19 protein-coding genes are annotated in these 18,468 nt (G+C 70.3%); 9 read left to right on the forward strand and 10 right to left on the reverse strand.

Translation table 11 applies throughout. From position 1 onward, the window contains the following. Positions 1–7: 7 nt before the first annotated feature. Genes KZ829_RS24640 through KZ829_RS24655 form a run of 4 tightly spaced genes read left to right on the forward strand, consistent with a single transcriptional unit; the run spans position 8 to position 3,808 of the window. Positions 8–982, forward strand: a complete 975-nt coding sequence (locus KZ829_RS24640; protein WP_220146281.1) for an ABC transporter substrate-binding protein — start codon at positions 8–10, stop codon at positions 980–982. Positions 983–999: 17 nt separating this feature from the next. Next, positions 1,000–1,755 carry an ABC transporter substrate-binding protein gene (locus KZ829_RS24645; protein WP_220146282.1) on the forward strand — a complete coding sequence of 252 codons (756 nt, stop codon included), beginning with the start codon at positions 1,000–1,002 and terminating at the stop codon, positions 1,753–1,755. Beyond that, positions 1,752–2,756, forward strand: a complete 1,005-nt coding sequence (locus KZ829_RS24650) for a FecCD family ABC transporter permease (RefSeq protein WP_308285641.1) — start codon at positions 1,752–1,754, stop codon at positions 2,754–2,756. Before KZ829_RS24645 ends, KZ829_RS24650 begins: the two co-directional genes overlap by 4 nt. Then, positions 2,753–3,808 carry a FecCD family ABC transporter permease gene (locus tag KZ829_RS24655; RefSeq protein WP_308285642.1) on the forward strand — a complete coding sequence of 352 codons (1,056 nt, stop codon included), beginning with the start codon at positions 2,753–2,755 and terminating at the stop codon, positions 3,806–3,808. The genes KZ829_RS24650 and KZ829_RS24655 overlap by 4 nt, the downstream gene beginning before the upstream one ends. Positions 3,809–3,821: 13 nt before the next feature. Here KZ829_RS24655 and KZ829_RS24660 read toward each other — a convergent pair whose 3' ends face one another. Continuing rightward, on the reverse strand, positions 3,822–4,784 hold the full coding sequence (locus KZ829_RS24660; RefSeq protein WP_220146283.1) for a LacI family DNA-binding transcriptional regulator: 963 nt from the start codon (positions 4,782–4,784) through the stop codon (positions 3,822–3,824). 63 nt (positions 4,785–4,847) lie between these two features. Here KZ829_RS24660 and KZ829_RS24665 point away from each other — a divergent pair, with 63 nt between their 5' ends. Continuing rightward, positions 4,848–6,074 (forward strand): glycosyltransferase family 4 protein, encoded by a 1,227-nt coding sequence (locus KZ829_RS24665; protein WP_220146284.1) that lies wholly within the window; start codon positions 4,848–4,850, stop codon positions 6,072–6,074. On the opposite strand, the gene KZ829_RS24670 is transcribed toward KZ829_RS24665, so the two are convergent. Further along, on the reverse strand, positions 6,049–7,686 hold the full coding sequence (locus KZ829_RS24670; protein WP_220146285.1) for a sensor histidine kinase: 1,638 nt from the start codon (positions 7,684–7,686) through the stop codon (positions 6,049–6,051). The genes KZ829_RS24665 and KZ829_RS24670 overlap by 26 nt on opposite strands. Then, entirely contained in the window at positions 7,683–8,372 is a 690-nt protein-coding gene (locus KZ829_RS24675; protein WP_308285643.1) for a response regulator transcription factor, read from the reverse strand. The genes KZ829_RS24670 and KZ829_RS24675 overlap by 4 nt, the downstream gene beginning before the upstream one ends. 118 nt (positions 8,373–8,490) lie before the next feature. Here KZ829_RS24675 and KZ829_RS24680 point away from each other — a divergent pair, with 118 nt between their 5' ends. Then, positions 8,491–8,790, forward strand: a complete 300-nt coding sequence (locus KZ829_RS24680; protein WP_220146407.1) for a hypothetical protein — start codon at positions 8,491–8,493, stop codon at positions 8,788–8,790. Positions 8,791–8,926: 136 nt separating this feature from the next. Then, positions 8,927–9,505 carry a GIY-YIG nuclease family protein gene (locus KZ829_RS24685; RefSeq protein ID WP_220146286.1) on the forward strand — a complete coding sequence of 193 codons (579 nt, stop codon included), beginning with the start codon at positions 8,927–8,929 and terminating at the stop codon, positions 9,503–9,505. A 134-nt stretch (positions 9,506–9,639) separates the two neighbouring features. On the opposite strand, the gene KZ829_RS24690 is transcribed toward KZ829_RS24685, so the two are convergent. Then, positions 9,640–9,903 carry a hypothetical protein gene (locus KZ829_RS24690; protein WP_220146287.1) on the reverse strand — a complete coding sequence of 88 codons (264 nt, stop codon included), beginning with the start codon at positions 9,901–9,903 and terminating at the stop codon, positions 9,640–9,642. A gap of 197 nt (positions 9,904–10,100) precedes the next feature. On the opposite strand from KZ829_RS24690, the gene KZ829_RS24695 reads away from it, so the two are divergent. After that, positions 10,101–10,913 (forward strand): hypothetical protein, encoded by an 813-nt coding sequence (locus KZ829_RS24695; protein ID WP_220146288.1) that lies wholly within the window; start codon positions 10,101–10,103, stop codon positions 10,911–10,913. Positions 10,914–10,923: 10 nt separating this feature from the next. On the opposite strand, the gene KZ829_RS24700 is transcribed toward KZ829_RS24695, so the two are convergent. From KZ829_RS24700 to KZ829_RS24720, 6 genes are all read right to left on the reverse strand, one after another. Continuing rightward, positions 10,924–11,217, reverse strand: a complete 294-nt coding sequence (locus tag KZ829_RS24700) for a membrane dipeptidase (protein ID WP_220146289.1) — start codon at positions 11,215–11,217, stop codon at positions 10,924–10,926. Between the two features lie 299 nt (positions 11,218–11,516). Continuing rightward, entirely contained in the window at positions 11,517–13,493 is a 1,977-nt protein-coding gene (locus KZ829_RS24705) for a CotH kinase family protein (RefSeq protein ID WP_246636197.1), read from the reverse strand. Continuing rightward, entirely contained in the window at positions 13,486–14,271 is a 786-nt protein-coding gene (locus KZ829_RS24710; RefSeq protein ID WP_220146290.1) for a polyphosphate polymerase domain-containing protein, read from the reverse strand. The genes KZ829_RS24705 and KZ829_RS24710 overlap by 8 nt, the downstream gene beginning before the upstream one ends. Continuing rightward, a complete protein-coding gene (locus tag KZ829_RS24715) occupies positions 14,268–14,867 on the reverse strand; it encodes a DUF4956 domain-containing protein (protein WP_220146291.1) in 600 nt (199 codons plus the stop codon). Before KZ829_RS24715 ends, KZ829_RS24710 begins: the two co-directional genes overlap by 4 nt. Before the next feature lie 257 nt (positions 14,868–15,124). Next, entirely contained in the window at positions 15,125–15,259 is a 135-nt protein-coding gene (locus KZ829_RS44125) for a hypothetical protein (protein WP_281428213.1), read from the reverse strand. Positions 15,260–16,173: 914 nt separating this feature from the next. After that, complete coding sequence (locus tag KZ829_RS24720) at positions 16,174–17,184, reverse strand: CPCC family cysteine-rich protein (protein ID WP_220146292.1); 1,011 nt, start codon at positions 17,182–17,184, stop codon at positions 16,174–16,176. Between the two features lie 576 nt (positions 17,185–17,760). Here KZ829_RS24720 and KZ829_RS24725 point away from each other — a divergent pair. After that, entirely contained in the window at positions 17,761–18,255 is a 495-nt protein-coding gene (locus tag KZ829_RS24725; protein WP_220146293.1) for a hypothetical protein, read from the forward strand. The last annotated feature ends 213 nt before the right edge of the window (positions 18,256–18,468 follow it).

Consider the following 18,468-nt stretch of genomic DNA (forward strand, 5'->3'; position numbering starts at 1 on the left):
GTTCATGATGTCCCGCTTCACCCAGCGCATGGGTGCGCTCCTGGCCGCGGCCACGGTGGCCGCCGCCCTCGGCGCCTGCTCCTCCGAGGCCGAGCCGGCCGGCTCCGGCGCGAGCGCCGCCCCCGCCTCCACCACCCGCGAGATCACCGACGCCTCCGGCGCGAAGGTGACCGTCCCGTCGGCCCCGAAGAACATCGTGGCCCTCGCCGAGACCGACCTGGACGCGGCCCTCGCGCTCGGCGTCACCCCGATCGGCGCCAGCAAGTCCCGCCAGGGTGACTCGGTCGCCGGCTACCTCGCGCCGCAGCTGCCCAACGTCAAGCTGGTCGGCGAGATCGTCGAGCCGAACATCGAGGCCATCGCCACGCTGGACCCGAAGCCCGACCTGATCCTCTACGGACACTTCCTCGACCCGGACCCGGCGCAGATCAAGGACCTCAACGCGATCGCGCCGACCGTCATCACCAGTATGGTCGACAGCACCTGGAAGGACAGTCTCAAGGGCGTCGCGAACGCGCTCAACCTGGAGGCCAAGGCCACCGAGGTGCTCGCCGGCTACGACAAGAAGGTCGCCGACACCAAGGCCGCCATCACCGCGAACGGCGCCGCCAAGGTCAGCCTCGTCCGCTGGAACCCGCAGGGCCCCTCCTACCTGCAGAAGCAGCACTTCTCCAGCACCATCGTGGAGGAACTCGGTCTCAAGCGCCCGGACGCCCAGCTCACCGAGGGCACCGGCCCGTCCGACCCGGTCAGCCTGGAGAAGCTCGACGTCCTCGACGCCGACTACATCTTCCTCGGCACCCTGAACAACGACGGCGCCGCCGCCCTCGAGCAGGCCAAGGCCAACGCCTCCTGGAACCAGCTCGGCGCGGTCAAGGCGAACAAGGTCGTCGCGGTCGACGGTGTGCCGTGGACCTCACGCGGTGGCCCGATCGCGGCCGGCATCGTCCTCGACGACATCGCGAAGACCCTCAAGGGCTGACACCCACGATGCGAGAGGTGAGCTGGCAGTACACGGACGGGCGTGGGGCCACCCTCTCCCTTCCGCAGCGGCCGCGGCGCGTCGCCGTCGCCGAGCTGCTGGCCACCTCGACGCTGGCCGCCGCCGGGATCCGTCCCGTCGCGGCGGCCCTCGGGCCGGATCCCGGCGGTGATGTCTGCTTCGCCGCCGCCGGGTTCGCGCCCGCGGGTGTGGCCCGGCTGGACACGCCCGGCGATCCCGCCATCGACCCCGGCCTGCTCGCCGCGTCCCGGCCCGACCTGGTGGTCGACCGGTTCCCCCGCCACCACGGTCTGCCGACGGTCGTCCTGCCGCTCAAGGAGCGCGGCCAGTCGCTCGACGACCTGCTCGCCGAGACGGCCCGGCTCGCGGTCGCCCTCGGTGCTTCGCCTCCGGCGACCGATTCCTATCAGGCCGCGAAGCTCCAGGTCAGCGCGGCGCTGAAGGGCCGCACGATCATTTTCGGGTACGCGCGGGGCACGCGACTGTCGATCCTGGACCCGTCCCGCTACCCCTGGCTGGTGACGCTCCAGGAACTGGGGCTGCGGGTCCTCGGCGACCGCACCCCCGACGACGGGCCGCACGGCACCCCGGTGCCGTGGGCCGCCGCACGAGCGGACATGATCTTCGTCAATGGGGAGACACCGCCCGGCTTCCGCGCCCACCCGTGGGACGACACCTGGCACGCGTTCTCCCACCCGAACTACGCCCGCCTGTTCACCGCACTCACCACCCTGGACCGGACCGCCGCGTGACGAACACCCTGCCCCGCCGAATCGCGGGCCTGCTGCTCTGCCTCGCCCTGCTGGCGCTCGCCGTGCTGCTCAGCCTCGCCGTGGGCGCCCGTGCCATCCCGTTCTCCACGGTCGTCGACGCGCTGTGGCACTCCGACGGGTCGCCCGAGGCCGTCATCGTCACCACCCAGCGCGTACCCCGTACCATCCTCGGGCTTCTGATCGGCATGGCCCTCGGCCTGGCCGGCGCCGTCATGCAGGCGCTCACCCGCAACCCGCTCGCCGACCCCGGCCTGCTCGGCGTCAACTCCGGCGCCGCCGCCGCGGTGGTCACCGCGATCAGCTTCTTCGGCATCACCACCGCCTCCGGGTACGTGTGGTTCGCCTTCGCCGGAGCGGCCGCCGCCACCGTCGTGGTCTACCTGCTCGGCGCCGGCGGCAAGGGGCCCGGCGGACCGGTCCGGCTCGCCCTGGCCGGCACGTCGATCGGCGCGGTCCTGGTCGCCTACACCTACGGGGTGCAGATGCTCGACGCGAAAGCCCTCGACCAGTTCCGGTTCTGGATCGTCGGCGGCCTCTCCGGCCGGGACCAGTCGGTGCTGCTCGACGTGCTGCCGTTCCTGGTCGCCGGCATCGTCATCGCCCTGCTGCTGAGCCGCCCGCTCAACGCGCTGTCGCTCGGTGAGGACACCGGCCGGGCCCTCGGCGTGAACCTGGCCGGCACCCGGCTCGCCTCCGCCGCCACCGTCACCCTGCTCTGCGGCGCCGCGACGGCCGCCGCCGGCCCGTTCGCCTTCATCGGGCTGGCCGTCCCGCACGCGGCCCGCGCCCTGATCGGCGCCGACCTGCGGTGGGTGCTGCCCTACGCCATGCTGCTCGCCCCGGTCCTGCTGCTCGGCGCGGACGTCGTCGGCCGGGTCGTGATCACCCCGAGCGAACTGGAGGCCGGCATCGTCACCGCCCTGGTCGGCGCGCCCGTCCTCATCGCCCTGGTCCGCCGCCGTCAGGTGGTGCCGCTGTGAGGACTCTCTCGCCGGCCCGCTCGATCAAGGACGTCCGCCTCGCCGCCGACCGCGTCTCGTTCCGCGTCGAACCCCGTACCCTCGTGGTCTGTCTGATTCTGATCCTGGTCACCGCCGGGCTGGTGCTGGTGTCGCTGAGCGTCGGCGACTATCCGGTGCCGTTCCCCGAGGTGATCAAGTCGTTGCGGGGGGACGGCAGCCGGCTCGCCGAGCTGTTCGTCGTCCAGCGGCGCCTCCCGCGCGCCCTGGTCGCCGTGGTCGCCGGCATCGCCTTCGGGGTCAGCGGCGCGATCTTCCAGCGTCTCACCCACAACCCGCTGGGCAGCCCCGACGTCATCGGCTTCGGCTACGGCGCGTCGGTGGGGGCCATCCTGGTCATCCTCTTCTACGGCGGCGGGGCGCTGCTCACCGCCACCGGCGCCTTCGCCGGCGGGCTGATCGCGGCGATCGCGGTCTACCTGCTCGCCTACCGCAACGGCGTCAACGGGCTGCGGCTCGTGCTCGTCGGCATCGGCGTCAGCGCGATCCTCATCGCGATCATCAACTACCTGGTCAGCCGGGCCGACCTGCGCGACGCCCGGGCCGCCACGGTGTGGATCGTCGGCAGCCTCTTCGAACGCCGGTGGGGTGACGTGCAGCTGGTCGGGTTCGGGCTGCTGCTGCTCATCCCGATCACCGTGATCCTGTCCCGCTACCTGCCGATGCTCGAACTCGGCGACGACGCGGCCGCCGCCCTCGGCGTACCGCTGGAACGGGCCCGTCTCGGGCTGGTCGTGGTCGCGGTCGGGCTCACCGCGATCGCCACCGCCTCCACCGGGCCGATCGGTTTCGTGGCCCTGGCCGGGCCGCAGCTGGCCCGACGGCTCACCCGCTCACCCGGCGCGGGGCTGACCGCGGCGGGCCTCATGGGCGCGCTGCTGCTGGTCGCCAGCGACCTGATCGCCCGGCGGGCGGTCGCCCCCAGCGAACTCCCGGTCGGCGTGGTGACCGCCGGCGTCGGCGGCATCTACCTGGGCTGGCTCCTGCTGGTCCACTCCCGCCGCACCACCTGACCGGACCACCCTCTCAGCTGGAGCCGCGGACCGTCAGGGAGGTCGGCAGCCGGCCGGCCGGCGGCAGGGCCGGATCGAGCAGACGCCGCACCGCCGACGCGGCCTCCTCCTCGACCGGCATGTAGACCGACGACAGGTCGGCGGCCTCGGCCAGGGCGCTGCCGTCGAAACCGACGACCGCCACATCGTGCGGCACCCGGCGACCGGTCTCACGCAGCGCCTGCAACACGCCCATCGCGGTCACGTCGCAGGCCGCGAACACCGCGTCGAGCTCCGGTTCACGCAGCAGCAGCTCCCGGGTGGCCGCGTAGGCGGTGGGCCGGGTGAAATCGCCGTCCACCGACACCACCGGCAGGCCCGCGCCGGCCATCACCCGCAGGAACCCGGCCTTGCGCTCGTCGGCGCACGGCGTGGACGGGCCGAACACCGCCCCGATCCTGGCCCGGCCGGTGGCGACCAGATGGGCGGCCGCCTGGCTCCCGCCACTGTCGTTGTCGGGCGCCACGAACACCACCCCGGGCGCGGAGCGGCCCAGCGCCACGGTCCGCGACCGGCGGGCCAGGGCGGCGCCGGCCGCGCCGGGCAGGTTGATCAGCAGGCGGCCGAACGGCGCGTCGTCCTCATCGGAGGGGGCAGCGGCCACCCGGCGTACCTCCAGGGAGAGATCCTCACCGCCGAGCGCGCGCATCGCGCCGGCCAGCACCCGCCCGTAGAAGGGTTTGGCACTCATCGCGGCCGGATCCGGGTCGACGATCAGCACCTCGATGCGGTCCCGCCGGTGCGGGCCGCCGCGCCCGGTGGCCAGGGCGCGAGCCGCTGTGTGCGGCTCGAAACCGAGCCGGGCCGCCACCGCGCGAACGTGATCACGAACGGTCGGCGACGTACCGTACACCCCGTTGATCGCGCGGGAGGCGGTGGTCTTCGACACGCCGGCCACGCGGGCGACATCGGCCAGGGTCGGGTGCCGTTTGTCCATGGTCACGACGATAGCCGTACATGTGGACGATCCATGATTGACACCGCGACCTAGGTTGTGCGCGTGAAGATAAGGTATCTACTGCACAACGCGTACGGAGTCGGTGGAACGATCCGTACGGTCTTCAATCAGGCCAACGCGTTGTGCGCCACCCACGACGTCGAGATCGCCAGTGTGTACCGCACCGCGGAGACTCCAGCCTTCACGCTGGACCCACGGGTGCGGCTGGTCTCGCTGACCGACCTGCGCACCGACGGCACCAGGTGGAACGGCCCGCCCCGCCGGCTGCTGCGCCGGACCCGGGCCCTGCGCAACCCGCTGCCGCACGGCCGGGACTTCCGGTACCACCGCTGGGACCCGATGGTCGACCTGCGGATCATCCGGTACATGCGCGCCCAGAAGGACGGGGTCCTGTTCAGCACCCGGCCGGCGCTCAACCTGCTGTCCGCCTGGTTCGCGCCGGGCCGGCTGATCCGGATCGGCCAGGACCACATGAACTTCAGCAGCTACCGCAAGGGCCTGCAGAAGCGGATCGTCCGCGCCTACCCGCGCCTGGACGCCGTCACCGTGCTGACCCGCGCCGACCTGGCCACCTACCGGGAGGCGCTCGGAGGCGAGGCGCGACTGTTCCGGATCCCCAACGGCATTCCGCCACGGACTCCGACGGCCGAGCCGGACCGCACCCGGACCGTGATCGCCGCCGGGCGGCTGGGCCGGCAGAAAGGCTTCGACATGCTGATCGACGCCTTCTCCCTGGTCCACGAGCAGCACCCGGACTGGCGGCTGGACATCTTCGGCGCGGGCCAGGCACGGGACCGGCTCACCGCCCGGATCGCCGAACGCGGCCTCACCGACGTCGTCCGGCTGCGCGGCGTGACCCGCACCCTCGACGCCGAGTTCGCCAAGGCGTCGATCTTCGCGCTCTCCTCCCGCAAGGAGGGCCTGCCGATGGTGCTGCTCGAAGCCATGAGCGCCGGGCTGCCGGTGGTGTCGTTCGACTGCCCGACCGGCCCGGCCGACGTGGTCGACGACGAGGTGAACGGGCTGCTGATCCCGCCCAAGGACGTGCCCGGCCTGGCCGCCGGCCTGTCCCGGCTGATCGAGGCCCCCGCCGAGCGGGAGCGGATGGGCGCCGCCGCACGGACGACCGCCTCCGGCTACGAGATGCCGGTGGTCGTCGCGCAGTGGGAGGAGTTCTTCGCCGACCTGCTCGGCCGCCGCCGGGTGGTGCCATCTCAGCGTGACGGCGCGGCGGAGGACGCCGTCACCGGACCGGCGCGGCGCCGCTGACACGGTCACCGGTCAACGGCAGCGAAACCTCGAAGGTGGTGCCCGCGCCCTCGGTGCTGCGGGCACTCACCTCACCGCCGTGATCGTGGACGATCTGCCGGACGATGGCGAGCCCCAGCCCGCTGCCGCCGGTGCCCCGGCCGCGTGCCGGGTCGGCCCGCCACAGCCGGTCGAAGACCAGCGGCAGGTGCTCCGGTGCGATCCCGACCCCGGTGTCGGTCACCTGGAGCACCGCCCGGTCACCGCTGGCGTGCGCGCGCAGGGTGACCGAGCCGCCGGACGCGGTGGCGCGTAACGCGTTGCCGACCAGGTTCCCGACGATCTGCCGGATCCGGTCGGCGTCCGCGTCGGCGAACACCGGACCGTCCGACTCGACCGTGAGCCGGACGCCCACCGCGTCGGCGGCCGGCCGGTGCGCGGTCCGCGCCGTCTCCATCAGCTCGGCCAGATCGGTCGGCTCCCGGTGGTAGACCAGCGCCCCGGCCTCGGCCAGCGCCAGCTCCTGGAGGTCGTCGACGATCCGCTGGTTCAGGATCACCTCGTCGTGCAGGGACGCGAACACCTCCGGCGTCGGCTCGATCACCCCGTCCTGGATCGCCTCCAGGTAACCGCGCAGATTCGCCAGCGGGGTACGCAACTCGTGCGCCACATCCGCGATGAGCCGCCGCTGATCCTCCTCCGCAGCCCGTACCGAATCGGTCATCTGATTGAAGGCCCGCGCCAGCTCGCCGATCTCGTCGCGGCCGTCGTCGGGCACCCGCCCGGCCCGGTCGCCGTCGGCGAGCCGGCGGGCCGCCGCGGTCAGCGTGCCGATCGGGCGCAGCACCCGCCGGCTGATCAGCAGCGCGCCGCCGACCGCCAGCGCCGCCACCACCACGGTGATCAGCAGGACCGGGCCGGTGTCCAGCGCCCGTACCGGCTCGTTGGCGGCGCCGATCGTCAGCAGCAGCGTGGGCGGGGCCACCTCCGAGTCGGTGATCCGCCGCCGGAACGCCTCCCGCAGGCAGCCGGCCTCGGCACACTGCCCCACCTCGAGACGGTCCGCCTCCCGCGTCCCCTCCGGGAAGGGCCCGGGCCGGCAGACGTCGAGAGTGTCCGGATCAACACCGGAAAGACCATGACGGGGTACGCCGTCCGCGCCCACCATGCCGAGCGGCGTATAGCCGGCCCGGAACAGGCACGCCGACCGCACCGTCTCCTCCCGGTACGCGCCGATGGCCGTGAGCGTCGCCATCCGCTCGTCACCGCCGTCCGGCAGCACCAGCGTGGGCAGCGGGTCGACGATCACCGCGACCGGGCCGGGCGGCCGGGCGGCGCGACCGTCCATGTGATCGGTATCGGCCACCGCATTGCCGTACGGGTCGACCAGCCGAATCCGCTGCCCGGTCTGCGCCCGCAACCGCTTCAGGGTCTGGTCCACCCCCTCCCAGGTGCCGTTACGCAGCGCCTGGGCCCGCAACTCGCCGCGGATCATGTCGGTCGTCTCCCGGGACGCCGACGCCGCCTCGCCCACCTGGTCGCGGGCCTGCCACCAGGTCAGCGCCACGGTCAGCCCGGTGGCGCCCAGCCCGACGACGGCGACCAGCAGGAAGACGCGGATCCGGAAACTCACGGCTCGGCCGCCAGCCGGTAGCCGCGCCCGTAGACGGTCTGCACGTACCGTGGATCGTCCGGGTCGTCGCCGAGCTTGCGCCGCAGATTGCGCACGTGGGCGTCGACCGTGCGCTCCAGAACGTACCGGTCGAAACCGAACGCCTTCGCCAGGATCTCGCCACGGGTGAACACCCGCCCCGGCGCCCCGGCCAGCACCTCGATGATCCCGAACTCCTTGGCGGTGAGCACGATCGGCCGCCCGCCGACCCGGACCTCGAACCGCCCCACGTCGACTTCCAGATCCCCGGTACGCAGCACCGGCTGATCCCGGTCCCGCAGCGCCCCCGACCGGCGCAGCAGAGCCCGCACCCGGGCCGCCAGCTCACGCGGACTGTACGGTTTGGTCAGATAGTCGTCGGCCCCCGCGTCCAGGCCACGCAGGATGTCGTCCTCGCCGGCCCGGGCCGTCAACATGAGGATCGGAACGTCCGACTCGGCGCGCAGCACCCGGCAGACGGTGACCCCGTCGAGCGCCGGCATCATCACATCGAGCACCACGAGATCCGGCCGCCGCTGCCGGCACGCCTCGAACACCGCGGGCCCGTCCCCGACCAGCGTGACCCGGTGCCCTTCCCGCCGCAGATAGGCGGCGGCGAGCTCGGCCTGCTTGGGGTTGTCCTCGGCGATCAGGATCTCGGTGGCCACCCCACCGATCCAAACACCGCCCCGCAACCTGGGGGACCGCGACGTCTGCTACGTGTGATGCCGGAACGGGATCCGGCCGCCGCACCAGTTCGGGCAGGTCCTCGCCGGCCCGCACGAGATGGAATGCCAATCAAGCTCCCTCGACCACCTGGCCGCCGACGACGAGACAGCCCGGCTCTTCCGCCTTGCCCGCGGCCCCGCCGATCTGCCCTGGCTGGACATCGGCAACGCCTTCTTCATCGCCGTCTGTCACTACGCCGGTGACGACACCGCCATCGCACTGGACCATCGAACCGACCCCGCCGACCCCCGAGTCGTCGGCAGCGACCTCTGGACCGTCCCCGGCCAGTACCAATGGCGCACCATCACCGACACGTTCTCCGCCTTCGCCGTCGCACTCGGCCTCGATCCCAGCTGATCACCGTAGCGGCACCTTGGGCGTGCCGACGACGGCACCGGAGAAGCCGTTGAACGCCACCTCACAGATAGCTGATGCACTCCTCTGGGAACGACAATCCGACTCCGGCCGGCCCGGACGCCTAAGATGACCTCTGATGGCCAGTTATGAACAGCGGTCCTCCGGTGCTACGGCCGGCTGGACACCCGCGGGAGAAGCCCTACGATTGCTGGCCGGCGCTCCTGCCGAGCTGGACGTCGCCGTCAAAGGGCTCAGTCGCAGCAGTGGTGTCTATGCGTGGTGGGCTGCCTCAGCGGTCTTTCCCGATCTGCCCGGGCCGCCCAACGAGAATGTCCCGTCGCTACGGCTGCTGTATCTCGGCCGGGCGACCAACCTGCGGGGCCGGATTCTGCGCAACCATCTCAGACGGTCGGGCAGTTCGACTCTGCGCCGCACGCTTGCCGGGCTGCTCCTGTCCGAGGGCTATCGGACACACTGGACCGATCGTGTTGTCCTGGTGCCTGAAGACGAGGCACGGCTGACCCGATGGATGTACGCGCATCTACGCTTGACCTGGGCGGAGGAACCTGAACCGGTCGCCGTTGAGGCCGAGCTTGTCCGTCGCCTGCACCCACCACTGAATGTGCACGGCGTCGACCCCGAACATCTTCAGGCTGCCGTTGTCGCCGCCAAGAACGCATACAACGCCTCCAGCGGGCCGCCGGACCCGGGCTGACCCGTCGCCGCGGAAGTCGTCCAGAATCGGCTGTGCGCGCTTCGGTCGTTGCCGTGACGCCCTCACCGGCCGCGGGCCGTGCTACGGACAGGCGGCTCACGCTCGTGCCGATTTCAATGCGTCTGGAACGACAATCAGTCTCTGCGGCCAGCCCTTCGCGAGTCGCTGTCATCAGCGCAGTCAATCATGGTGTAACCATCGACGAACCCCTGACGCAACTGCTCGGCCAGCTCAGCGCAGGTCGTCGCCTTAATACCAGCAAAATGGCCGCATTGCACGTCCCCCACCCCAGCAGCAACGAGTGCCTCGCAGCTGTCGACCAAGCCGTCGCCGTTTTCATAAGAAGGGGCCGCCGACGCGCCGACTGCTCCCAGCACCATCACCAACGCAGCGGCCACCAGCGGTATCCGGCCTGGTCTCATGCTTCTCCGTTTCGTCGCAGCCCAATCGACGGCGCCGCGCCAGAGTTGAAGGAAAGAGCGACCCTCCTGGGCACTGCTCGGCCAGCGCGTCGGGATAGTCTCGCCGGTTGCACTCTCGTGCCGCGATGCGCGTGTGCCTGTGCTGGCGTGTTGCCTATCTGCATAATGCCTGCATGTCGCATGTCGATCTTACCGTGGACGGGTGGCTGGCCCTCTCCGATGCTGGTGCTGACGGCGTTGCTGCCGCTATCGCTCAGGACGTCGGGGCTGCGCTGGTGTCGGTCAGCACCCGCGGATTTGCCGGCCGGAGTGGGCGGGTGGCGCTGTTCGAGCGTGACGGCATCCGGTACGCGTTGGTGCCCGGCGGCACGGTGGAGCTCGGTTGTGATCCTGCACGGTTCGTTCCCACCTCTCGCCAACTGCAAGATTTCGCGGAGGCGGTAGCCGAGTACTCGGTACCCGAGTCGATCCACCGCTTCCTGGACGAACAGATGTCCCCCATGCGCCGGGCGACCCTGCCGGCTCGGCTGGTCGCTGTGCGCTCGCTTGACGCCGACTCGCTATTGACAGCCGAGCATGACGGCACCGACGACCACGAATCCGTCATGGCCCGGCTGGAGTGGCGAGGCCTGCGGCCGCCCACACCGGACGAGTGGGAATACGACTGCGGTGCCGGAGCGACCACGCTGTTCCGATGGGGCGACGAATACCCTGACGGCGAGCCCTACGGTGATGTCCCGTTGATCCAGAATCCCAACTTCTTCGGACTCGTCATCGGCGATGACCCGTACCGGGCGGAATTCACTACCGACCCGGCAGTGCTGTGCGGCGGTGACGGCGGCAGCGCGCTGTGCGGCGGCTATGGCGCGTTCTTGTCCTGGATCACCCTGGCCACCGCCTACCGCAACCCGACCCTCGCCGAAATCACCTACGAGGGCTATCTCGTCGGCGAAACGCCCGTGCGCCCTGTCCTGCCAGTGCCATGATCATCCAACCTCAACTGCCGTTGTCCGTGCTCGGGCTGGCCGCCGCCGTCACGCCCGCCGGTCGGCTGTGACGGCCCGGTGCCTTGTCGTGCCGGGTTGAGTGCGTCTGCTCCGGTTGGTGGCGGCGTCCCGACCACCAAACCCGCCGCAGAGTCCATCCGGCTGCCTGCCACGTCTGAATGCAGGCCCGGCCGTACCCGGTCAGTCCCTCGTCGGTCTCCTCCAGGCATCCGCCGCCGGCCGCGTTCCGGTTGTTGTAGGCCGGCAGCATGGTCCGGACGCCGAGGTCGTAGAACTCGCGCACCCGCTCCAGGCGCCCCTTCCAGGGGACTGGAGTCCTCGAGATCGAACGCTACGGCCACCCGGTCGGTGCCGAGATCGGCGATGCCGCCTGGCCAGGCCGAACCGGTCGTCCGCGGCGATCCGGGCCGCCAGTGCCGCAGGAGCGCGGCGGTCTCCACGTAGCTGTGCGGGGCGTAGGCGGCGTTGACCGATACTTCGCTGCCGCCCGGCCGCCGGTAGCGGGCCGGCTCACCGAGGTCGGCCTGTGGGGACAGCGGCAGACAGCAGTGCTGTTCCCACAGGCCGACCGCGTCGTCATGATCACCCAACGCTACCGGCGGTGCACGTGACCGCTGGTGGGGTGTTGCTGCCGCTCCAGGAGCCGAGCAGACCGAAGGTCGTGGTTGCCCCGGCGTCCAGGACACCGTTGTAGCCGGCGTTGCGGACAGTCACCCCCGTCTCGCTGTTGCTCATCGTCCCGTTCCAGACCTGGCTGACCCGCTGGCCGTTCGCGAAGGACAGCGTGACCGTCCAGCCGTTGATCCTCCTCGTTCCGGCGGTCACCCGGACCTCGCCCTGGAAGCCGCCGGTCCACTGCCCGGCCTGGGTATAGGTCGCGGTGCATCCATCTCCGGGCGGCGGTGTGGAGGCCGAGGCCGACGGTGACGGAGGCGTGGACGGCGAGGTGGTGGCACCGCCCCACGCCGACGGGCCGTCCAGCCAGGACGCGCGCTGGGTCATCCAGGTACGCATCACCTGCACCTGACCGGCCCAGGTCGGCGTGGTGTCGGTGATGAACGGCCCGACCATCCGGCTGCCCAGGTTCGGCCAGCGCTGGAAGTTGCGCTGGGCGGCGGCGGTCAGCGGTGCGGCCAGCGCGTCCACCCGGCTGGTCAGCGAGGTGGTGGCGAGCAGGCCGCGGCGCAGCGACTGCCACCGGGTCTTGAGGTCGTTCTGGAACGCCGGGTCGGCGAGCAGGATCTGGAACCAGTCGTTGGCCCGCGGGCTCCGGGTCTGCTGGTACTGCCAGCCGGCGGTCTGCTCGTTGCCGAAGAAGCCGCCGACACCGAAAGTCAGGTCGTAGTCCCACAGCGGCCCGGCCACGATCGGGCCTTCCCGGTCCTTGTAGAAGTAGGTGCTGCGCAGATAGGAGTCCATCTCCCGGCTGAGCTCGTTGAGGATGATCAGGTCGACCCAGGAGCCGACGTCGATCCAGGTCCGGTAGCCGGTCTGCGGGTCGGTGAGCCGCGGGCTGTGCAGCATGTCGTGGAACTGCTGGAGGTACTGCGTCAGCCAGGCACGCTGCTGCGTGTTCAGCGGGGACGGGTCCTCGACCTCGAGGAAGTTCCAGCAGGTCGCGGTGGCGCCGGTGCAGGTGAGCGTGGGTTCCTCGGCGGCCAGCCACTCGAACTTGAAGATGTAGCCGCCGGCGATCTTCGGCAGCGTGGTGTCCTCCTCCTCGAGCTGCTTGAGGTCGAGCCGGTCCTTGCTGTTCTTGATCGTCTCAACCAGCATGTAGACGCCCTGGTAGTCGGCGGCCGCCACCGGTGTGGAATCGGTGTTCAGGTAGAGCTCGACGAAGCGGTAGCGCGGCGTCGCCAGGCCCATCTCCCGGCCGAGGTCGTAGACCAGGGCCTCGCGGATCAGCGACTTGTCGCTGAACGGCCCGCGCAGCACCCAGTCCGAGTCGGCCGGCATGCCGAGCACCGGATGGTCGGCGTCGTCGTCGTCGTTGTCCCGGAACTCGAGCCGGTAGGGCGCTTTCTCGAACATGGCCGACGACTGGCCGCGCAGGTGGATGCCGGTGCGGGTGGCGAGGGCCGGTGCGGCGGACAGAGAGGTCCGGCCGGCCGTGGTGTCGAAGACCATCGCGGCGGCGTCCATGTAGTCGCGGCCCGGCTTGCCCTTGCCGTAGTTGTCGATCAGCAGCAGCGGCAGGTCGTGCTGGGTGTCCACGGCGCGAGCCACGTAGAGGGCAGTGCCCGGGGCGCCGGTGGCCGAGCCGTTCAGGAAGGCCTGCGCCCGCAGTTGGGTGGTGCCGGTCAGGGTCAGCGGCCGGCCAGGGTAGACCGCCGAGGCGGTCGCCGGCCGGGTGCCGTCAGTGGTGTAGCGGATCTCCGCACCGGCGATCGCGGTGCCCAGCGCCACCGACACCGAGCCCTGGAAGGTGCCGCTGGGCACCGAGAACGTGATGTCCCCGGCGGGCTCGCCGGCGGCCGCCGCGGTGGTGACGCCGGCCGTGGTGAGCAGCATCGCCAGGATGACAAGGGCGACGGTCCGGATCGTGTGCCTACCCATGGAGCAGGTCCTCTCTGCTGAGGGTGAAGTGCTGTCGGAGGACCCGGCGCCACGGCGCCGCCGGCAGGTCCGTGCGGAGCGCGGCGAGGCCGGTGGCGTACTTGGAGATGGCGACGGGACGGTGGCCGCGGCGCCACAGGAGGCGGTCAGCCTCGGCGGCGGTCGAGACGGTCTTCGTCTCCACGATCGCGACGCCGGGCAGCCGCAGCTCGCGGCCGTCGGCGATCCAGCGCAGATCGGTGTCCACGGTGACCCGGCTGTCGCCCGGCATGAGCAGTGCGAACCGCAGGTAGGCGGTGCGCAGCACGGGGGTGAGGCCGGCCCGGTCGGCGGGCGACAGGCCGTGCCGGGCGAAGATCTCGTCGAGGAAGGCGAGCCCGGTTTCGGTCGGGTGCGGCTGCCCGGGCACGTGCGGTGCCCGGTACTTGACCGTGCTGCCGCGCGGGCCCGGCACCTTCGCCTCCAGCCAGCAGGAGCCGGAGTCCACATAGGTCCGAGTCCTGATCTTGAAACGGCGCCGATGCCGGTACGCGGTCCGCAGGTAGCTGACCAGACCGGGAGTGTCGAGGTAGAGCGACTCGTAAGTGAAGTGGCGGATCCCGTCGATCTCCAGTACCCGGGCCGCCGGCGCGAGCTCGGCGAGCAACCGGCGCGCGTCACCGGCCGGCAGGAGGTACTTGCGGTCGAACCGGCACTGCAGTGCGGCCCGCTGATCCATCTCGGCCAGGCTGACGGCGGGCAACGCGCCCAGCGTGTCGAATGCGACGGCCGCGGTCATCGCTGCCCCGCGTAGGTCGGCGGGCTGACCGGGGCGATCAGCTTGCCGGGCCGGCCGGCGTACCGGACGTCGACCACGGTGGAGTCGTTGATCAGGTCGACCCGCAGCAGCCGGCCGGAGTAGACCTTGGCGCCGAGCAGGTCCTCGAGCCGGCGGATCAGCTCGTCCTCACTGGTCACGATCGAGTCGAGGACGATGATCTGCTGGCGGTAACGGCCCAGCACCCACCGGTTGTCGACGATCGCCAGCACCACGAGGATCAGGCCCATCAGCGCGATGTTGCGCCAGATCGAGCTGGTCTCCAGGGCGCCCAGCAGACCCAGCGCGAGCGCCGAGAAGAAGTAGGCGACCTCGTGCTGGTCCAGCTCAGTGGACCGCAGCCGGATGATGGAGAGCACGCCGAACAGCGCGAACCCCAACCCGAGGCCCGCCCCGGCGTCGCTGGTGCGCAGCGCGTCGGCCACGGCGAGCACCCCGATGTTGACGGCGAAGTAGGCCACCACCAGGTCGCGGCGCCGGTGCCGCGGGAAGTAGAGCCCGAACACCAGCACGGTGACGGCCAGAAGTTCGGCCCCGAGTAGGGCGAATTCGGACATCTGCGGTCCCCCTCCGAGCGAGAGAACGTATCGAAAGTTTCGGTGAACATCCGGAACTTCGACCGAAGGCTAGGGTTAACATTCGATGAATGTCAATGTTTTCTCGCGGAGCGGCCCGCGGGTGACCGGCTCACAGTCCAGGTCCTCGAGAATCGCGGTGCAGCTGCGGAGCAACACCTCGGCGGCCCGGCGAGCCCCCGCGCCGGACGCCACGGTGGTCTGCCCGTGCCGGCGCGGCGGCGTTCCTCGGCCGCCGGTCACAGCGCCTTCGGCGGCGCGTCCGGGTCCATGCCGAGCCGCTCGCAGTGCGCGTCGCCGTCCCCGCCGATCAGCCGGGGAACCTCCACCGCGAGCTCGGCCGGCAACTCCACCCGGCCCGTTCGCAGCGCCATGAGCAGGCGTAGCTCCGGAACTCGTGCGCGTTCGCGATCAGTCGCTCGCGCTCGGCGGCGCGATGACCGGTCGCCGGGTGCGACTCGGCCCCCAACAGGTGCTCCAGCGCCACCAGCGCGGTCCGGGCTTTCAGCGCGGCGCCGGGTGGTAAACAGATCGCTCATCGCGGCCCGCAGCTCGGTCAGCCCGCTGTGCTGCACGCCGAGCGCGGCCCGGGTTGCCGGTACGGGTCAGCGTGGTGGCCACTCGGATGCCGCCGAGTCCGAAACGGTACACCAGCGCGGCCCGGCGTTCGACCGGGATCTCGACCGGAAGTTTCGGTCCGGCGAGGCGGACGGGGAGCAGGAGCGCGTCGGGCGTCCTGCCACGGCAGCGCGGCGATCGCCGCGAAGGCCGCGAACTCGTCCTCCCGCAACATCCGCCCGGCGTACGCCATCTGCCCGGCCACCGCGAGAACGTCCAGCCGGTTCCGATCACGGGTTTCCCCTGCTCAGTGTTGCCGCGGCGAAGTTGACCATCACCACACGCGTGGTGCAAGGCGGCCAGCCCCTGGGCGTGGCAGGGTGCCTTGGGTTACCGCTCGGCAAACTCCCACCACAGGACCGGGCACCACCAGCGCCGGACGTCTCAACCGAACGCCGCCCGCACCGGCTGACCGTGAGGCAAGTTGTGCGGCGGGACGGTAGGCGGATCCACCGGCATCCGGAACTGGCGATGAGAGTGCGTCCCAGTAAGCCCGGCCATCTAATTTCAGGAAGCCGGTTACCATGAATGATCAGAAGGAATTGATACGGCACCTTCGATGTCACAAAACCCCACACCTGACCCTACCCTGTTCGAATTGAAAGCGTTTCAGCGGCCACGATCATCTGGCTGATGAGAGGTAGCCGGATAGCGCGGTCGCAGTATGGCGCTACCTGGGTTCATGCGGCGGGGAATGCGGCTGCAGCGTTCGACCGCGGCCCTTTCGGACGTATTCAACTCGCGCCTGGTCGAGGCTCAAACTTCCGTTCGGTCCGCCCCTGACGACTGCGCTGTCGTGATTGTCTTGACCGTCGTCCTCCCACCCGCACTCATCGCAGATTTCGTAGCTCCCTCGTTCCGACAACGTGGCGTGGCCGCAGCAGGGACAGGTGTAAGGAGCATCGCGGACCGCCGCGATCACGTTCCTCAGCGAGGTGTACTGGTGTAGCCAATCCGTCCTGCGGCGGGCCGGGTCGTCTTGGACGGGAGCATTCTCCGTCGGCTGGTGGGCTACGGCAGGGCCGTCTTGGGCGTTTGGATCCGCTTCCAAATGGTTGTGATGAACACCGCCGGCCCTGGCGTCTTCCGTAGCCATGTATCGTTCGTCCGGCGTGATGCGCCACCGCCAAAGGCCCACATTGCCGAGGCGTCCGGTGTGCCGGAGCAGGACCTGCGTGGAATGCTGCCGCTTTCCGGTCTCCTGCCGCTGCTGGATGGCCGCGTCCGGCGCCAACCGAGCGAGCACGCGTGTACTGAACTTCGCGGGTATCCGCCAGTTCACATTCAGACCCTGGGTGATGTCGTAGGTGTGGAGCACGACCTCGGCGACGCCGAGCGCTGCGAAACCACTGACGTCGCAGGGCCCGAAGTGCCAGGCCCGCGTGTCCGGCCCCGCGGCTCGCAGCGCCGCGACAAGCAGCCCACCGCATGCCTCGACGACCGCCAACACCTCCGATACCGAGGCGTCGTCGCGGATCACCAGATCCAGAGGCAGGTACGCATCCTGCGCCCGGCCAGCCACTTGAGCCGCGTAGGCAAGCAGGTCATGGCCGACGTGGACAAGCGTCTCCCGGCATGTCCAGTCCAGGGTGCCGGCCGTGACCGACCAATCGAGGGCCACCAGTGGTTCGAGAACCTCGCCCATCGTTCGGACTGCACGCTCCAGATCTTGGGCTTCCATGCGGCGGATTCTGACAGGCTAGGCAGGCCGGGTCATCCGGCCCGTACCGGCTACGGCCTGCGAGCCGCTTGCGCCGACAGGCTCGCCTCCGCGAAGGAGCGATTACGCACGACGGCGTACAGACCGATGACGGCGACCAATCCGGCGATCAAGCGCTCCCCAGACGTCATCACTACATCTTTCCCCCGGGATCACTGATGACTCCATCGAACTGCAGGAAGCCTTGTGGAGCACGGATGCACACTTCAGCCGCTAAATGTGCGTCGGGCGAACAGCTGTAACGGCAGGTCGCAACCTTGAGCAGGCAGTGGGGCCAAGCCCGGGAGCACGCGCACGTTCTGCTTGAATCGTGGCGTGACGGAGTGGGCGTCTCTGCGGGACGCGTACGGATCCGCCGAGCAGGTACCCGCCTTCTTGGCGGCTGCCGCAGCGGCGGATACCGAGACTGACGACGCTTGGGCCAACCTGTGGACCCGTTTGTGTCACCAAGGCACGGTCTATAGCGCGAGCTACGCCGCGCTCCCCGCCCTCGCGCAGATGAGTCGTCGGCGTGGACCCGGCGGGTACCTTGCCGCGTTGCACCTTGCAGCCGCGATTGTCGCGTCCCTCGACGGCCCGGAGGATCCGGCTGTGGTGCGCCAGCGGTACGAGAACGAGCTGGCCGCTCTCCACGCCGTAGCCGTTCAGAACCTTCAGTACGCGACCAGTGACATGGAATTCATCTACGCGCTCGAAGCGCTCATGACGTTCGAGAATGGCGACATATGGCAGCGGAACCTCCACTGGCTCGCCAACGGTGAGGCAGAACTCGACTGCCCGTCCTGCGGCGAGCATCTGTTACTGGACCTCGAGGGTCCGGATTTCTCCATGGCGAGCTTCGGCGACGCTTCCCTGGCACCGACAGCGGTAGCGCCTGTCAAGCATGCGGAAGCGACAATCGAAGGCCGGCTGCAAGCCCTCTTGCAGGCCCATGGCCGACCAGCCGTCACTGGTAAGCTGCTCTATCTCTTCGGGCGCGCAACCTGCCCACGATGCAGAGTGCCGTTCCACGTTCCCCGAGCATTCGAGTGACGACCGGACTTGCTCCCGAATACCGGCATTCATCCCCGAGCCGGTGCCCACACTCATTTGCCGCTGTCCGCGCTCGGACCGGCCGCCGCAGTCACGACCGGAGGCCGACTTTCGGGGCCGGCCTCTTGCCGTGCCGAGAAGAGTGCGTTGACCTTAGCGGGTTCTGAGTGCGGCACCCGGGCGCGCCCGTCGACTCTGGCCCTGCATGATGGT

It is taken from the genome of Actinoplanes hulinensis, from assembly GCF_019429605.1.
GTDB lineage: Bacteria > Actinomycetota > Actinomycetes > Mycobacteriales > Micromonosporaceae > Actinoplanes > Actinoplanes campanulatus.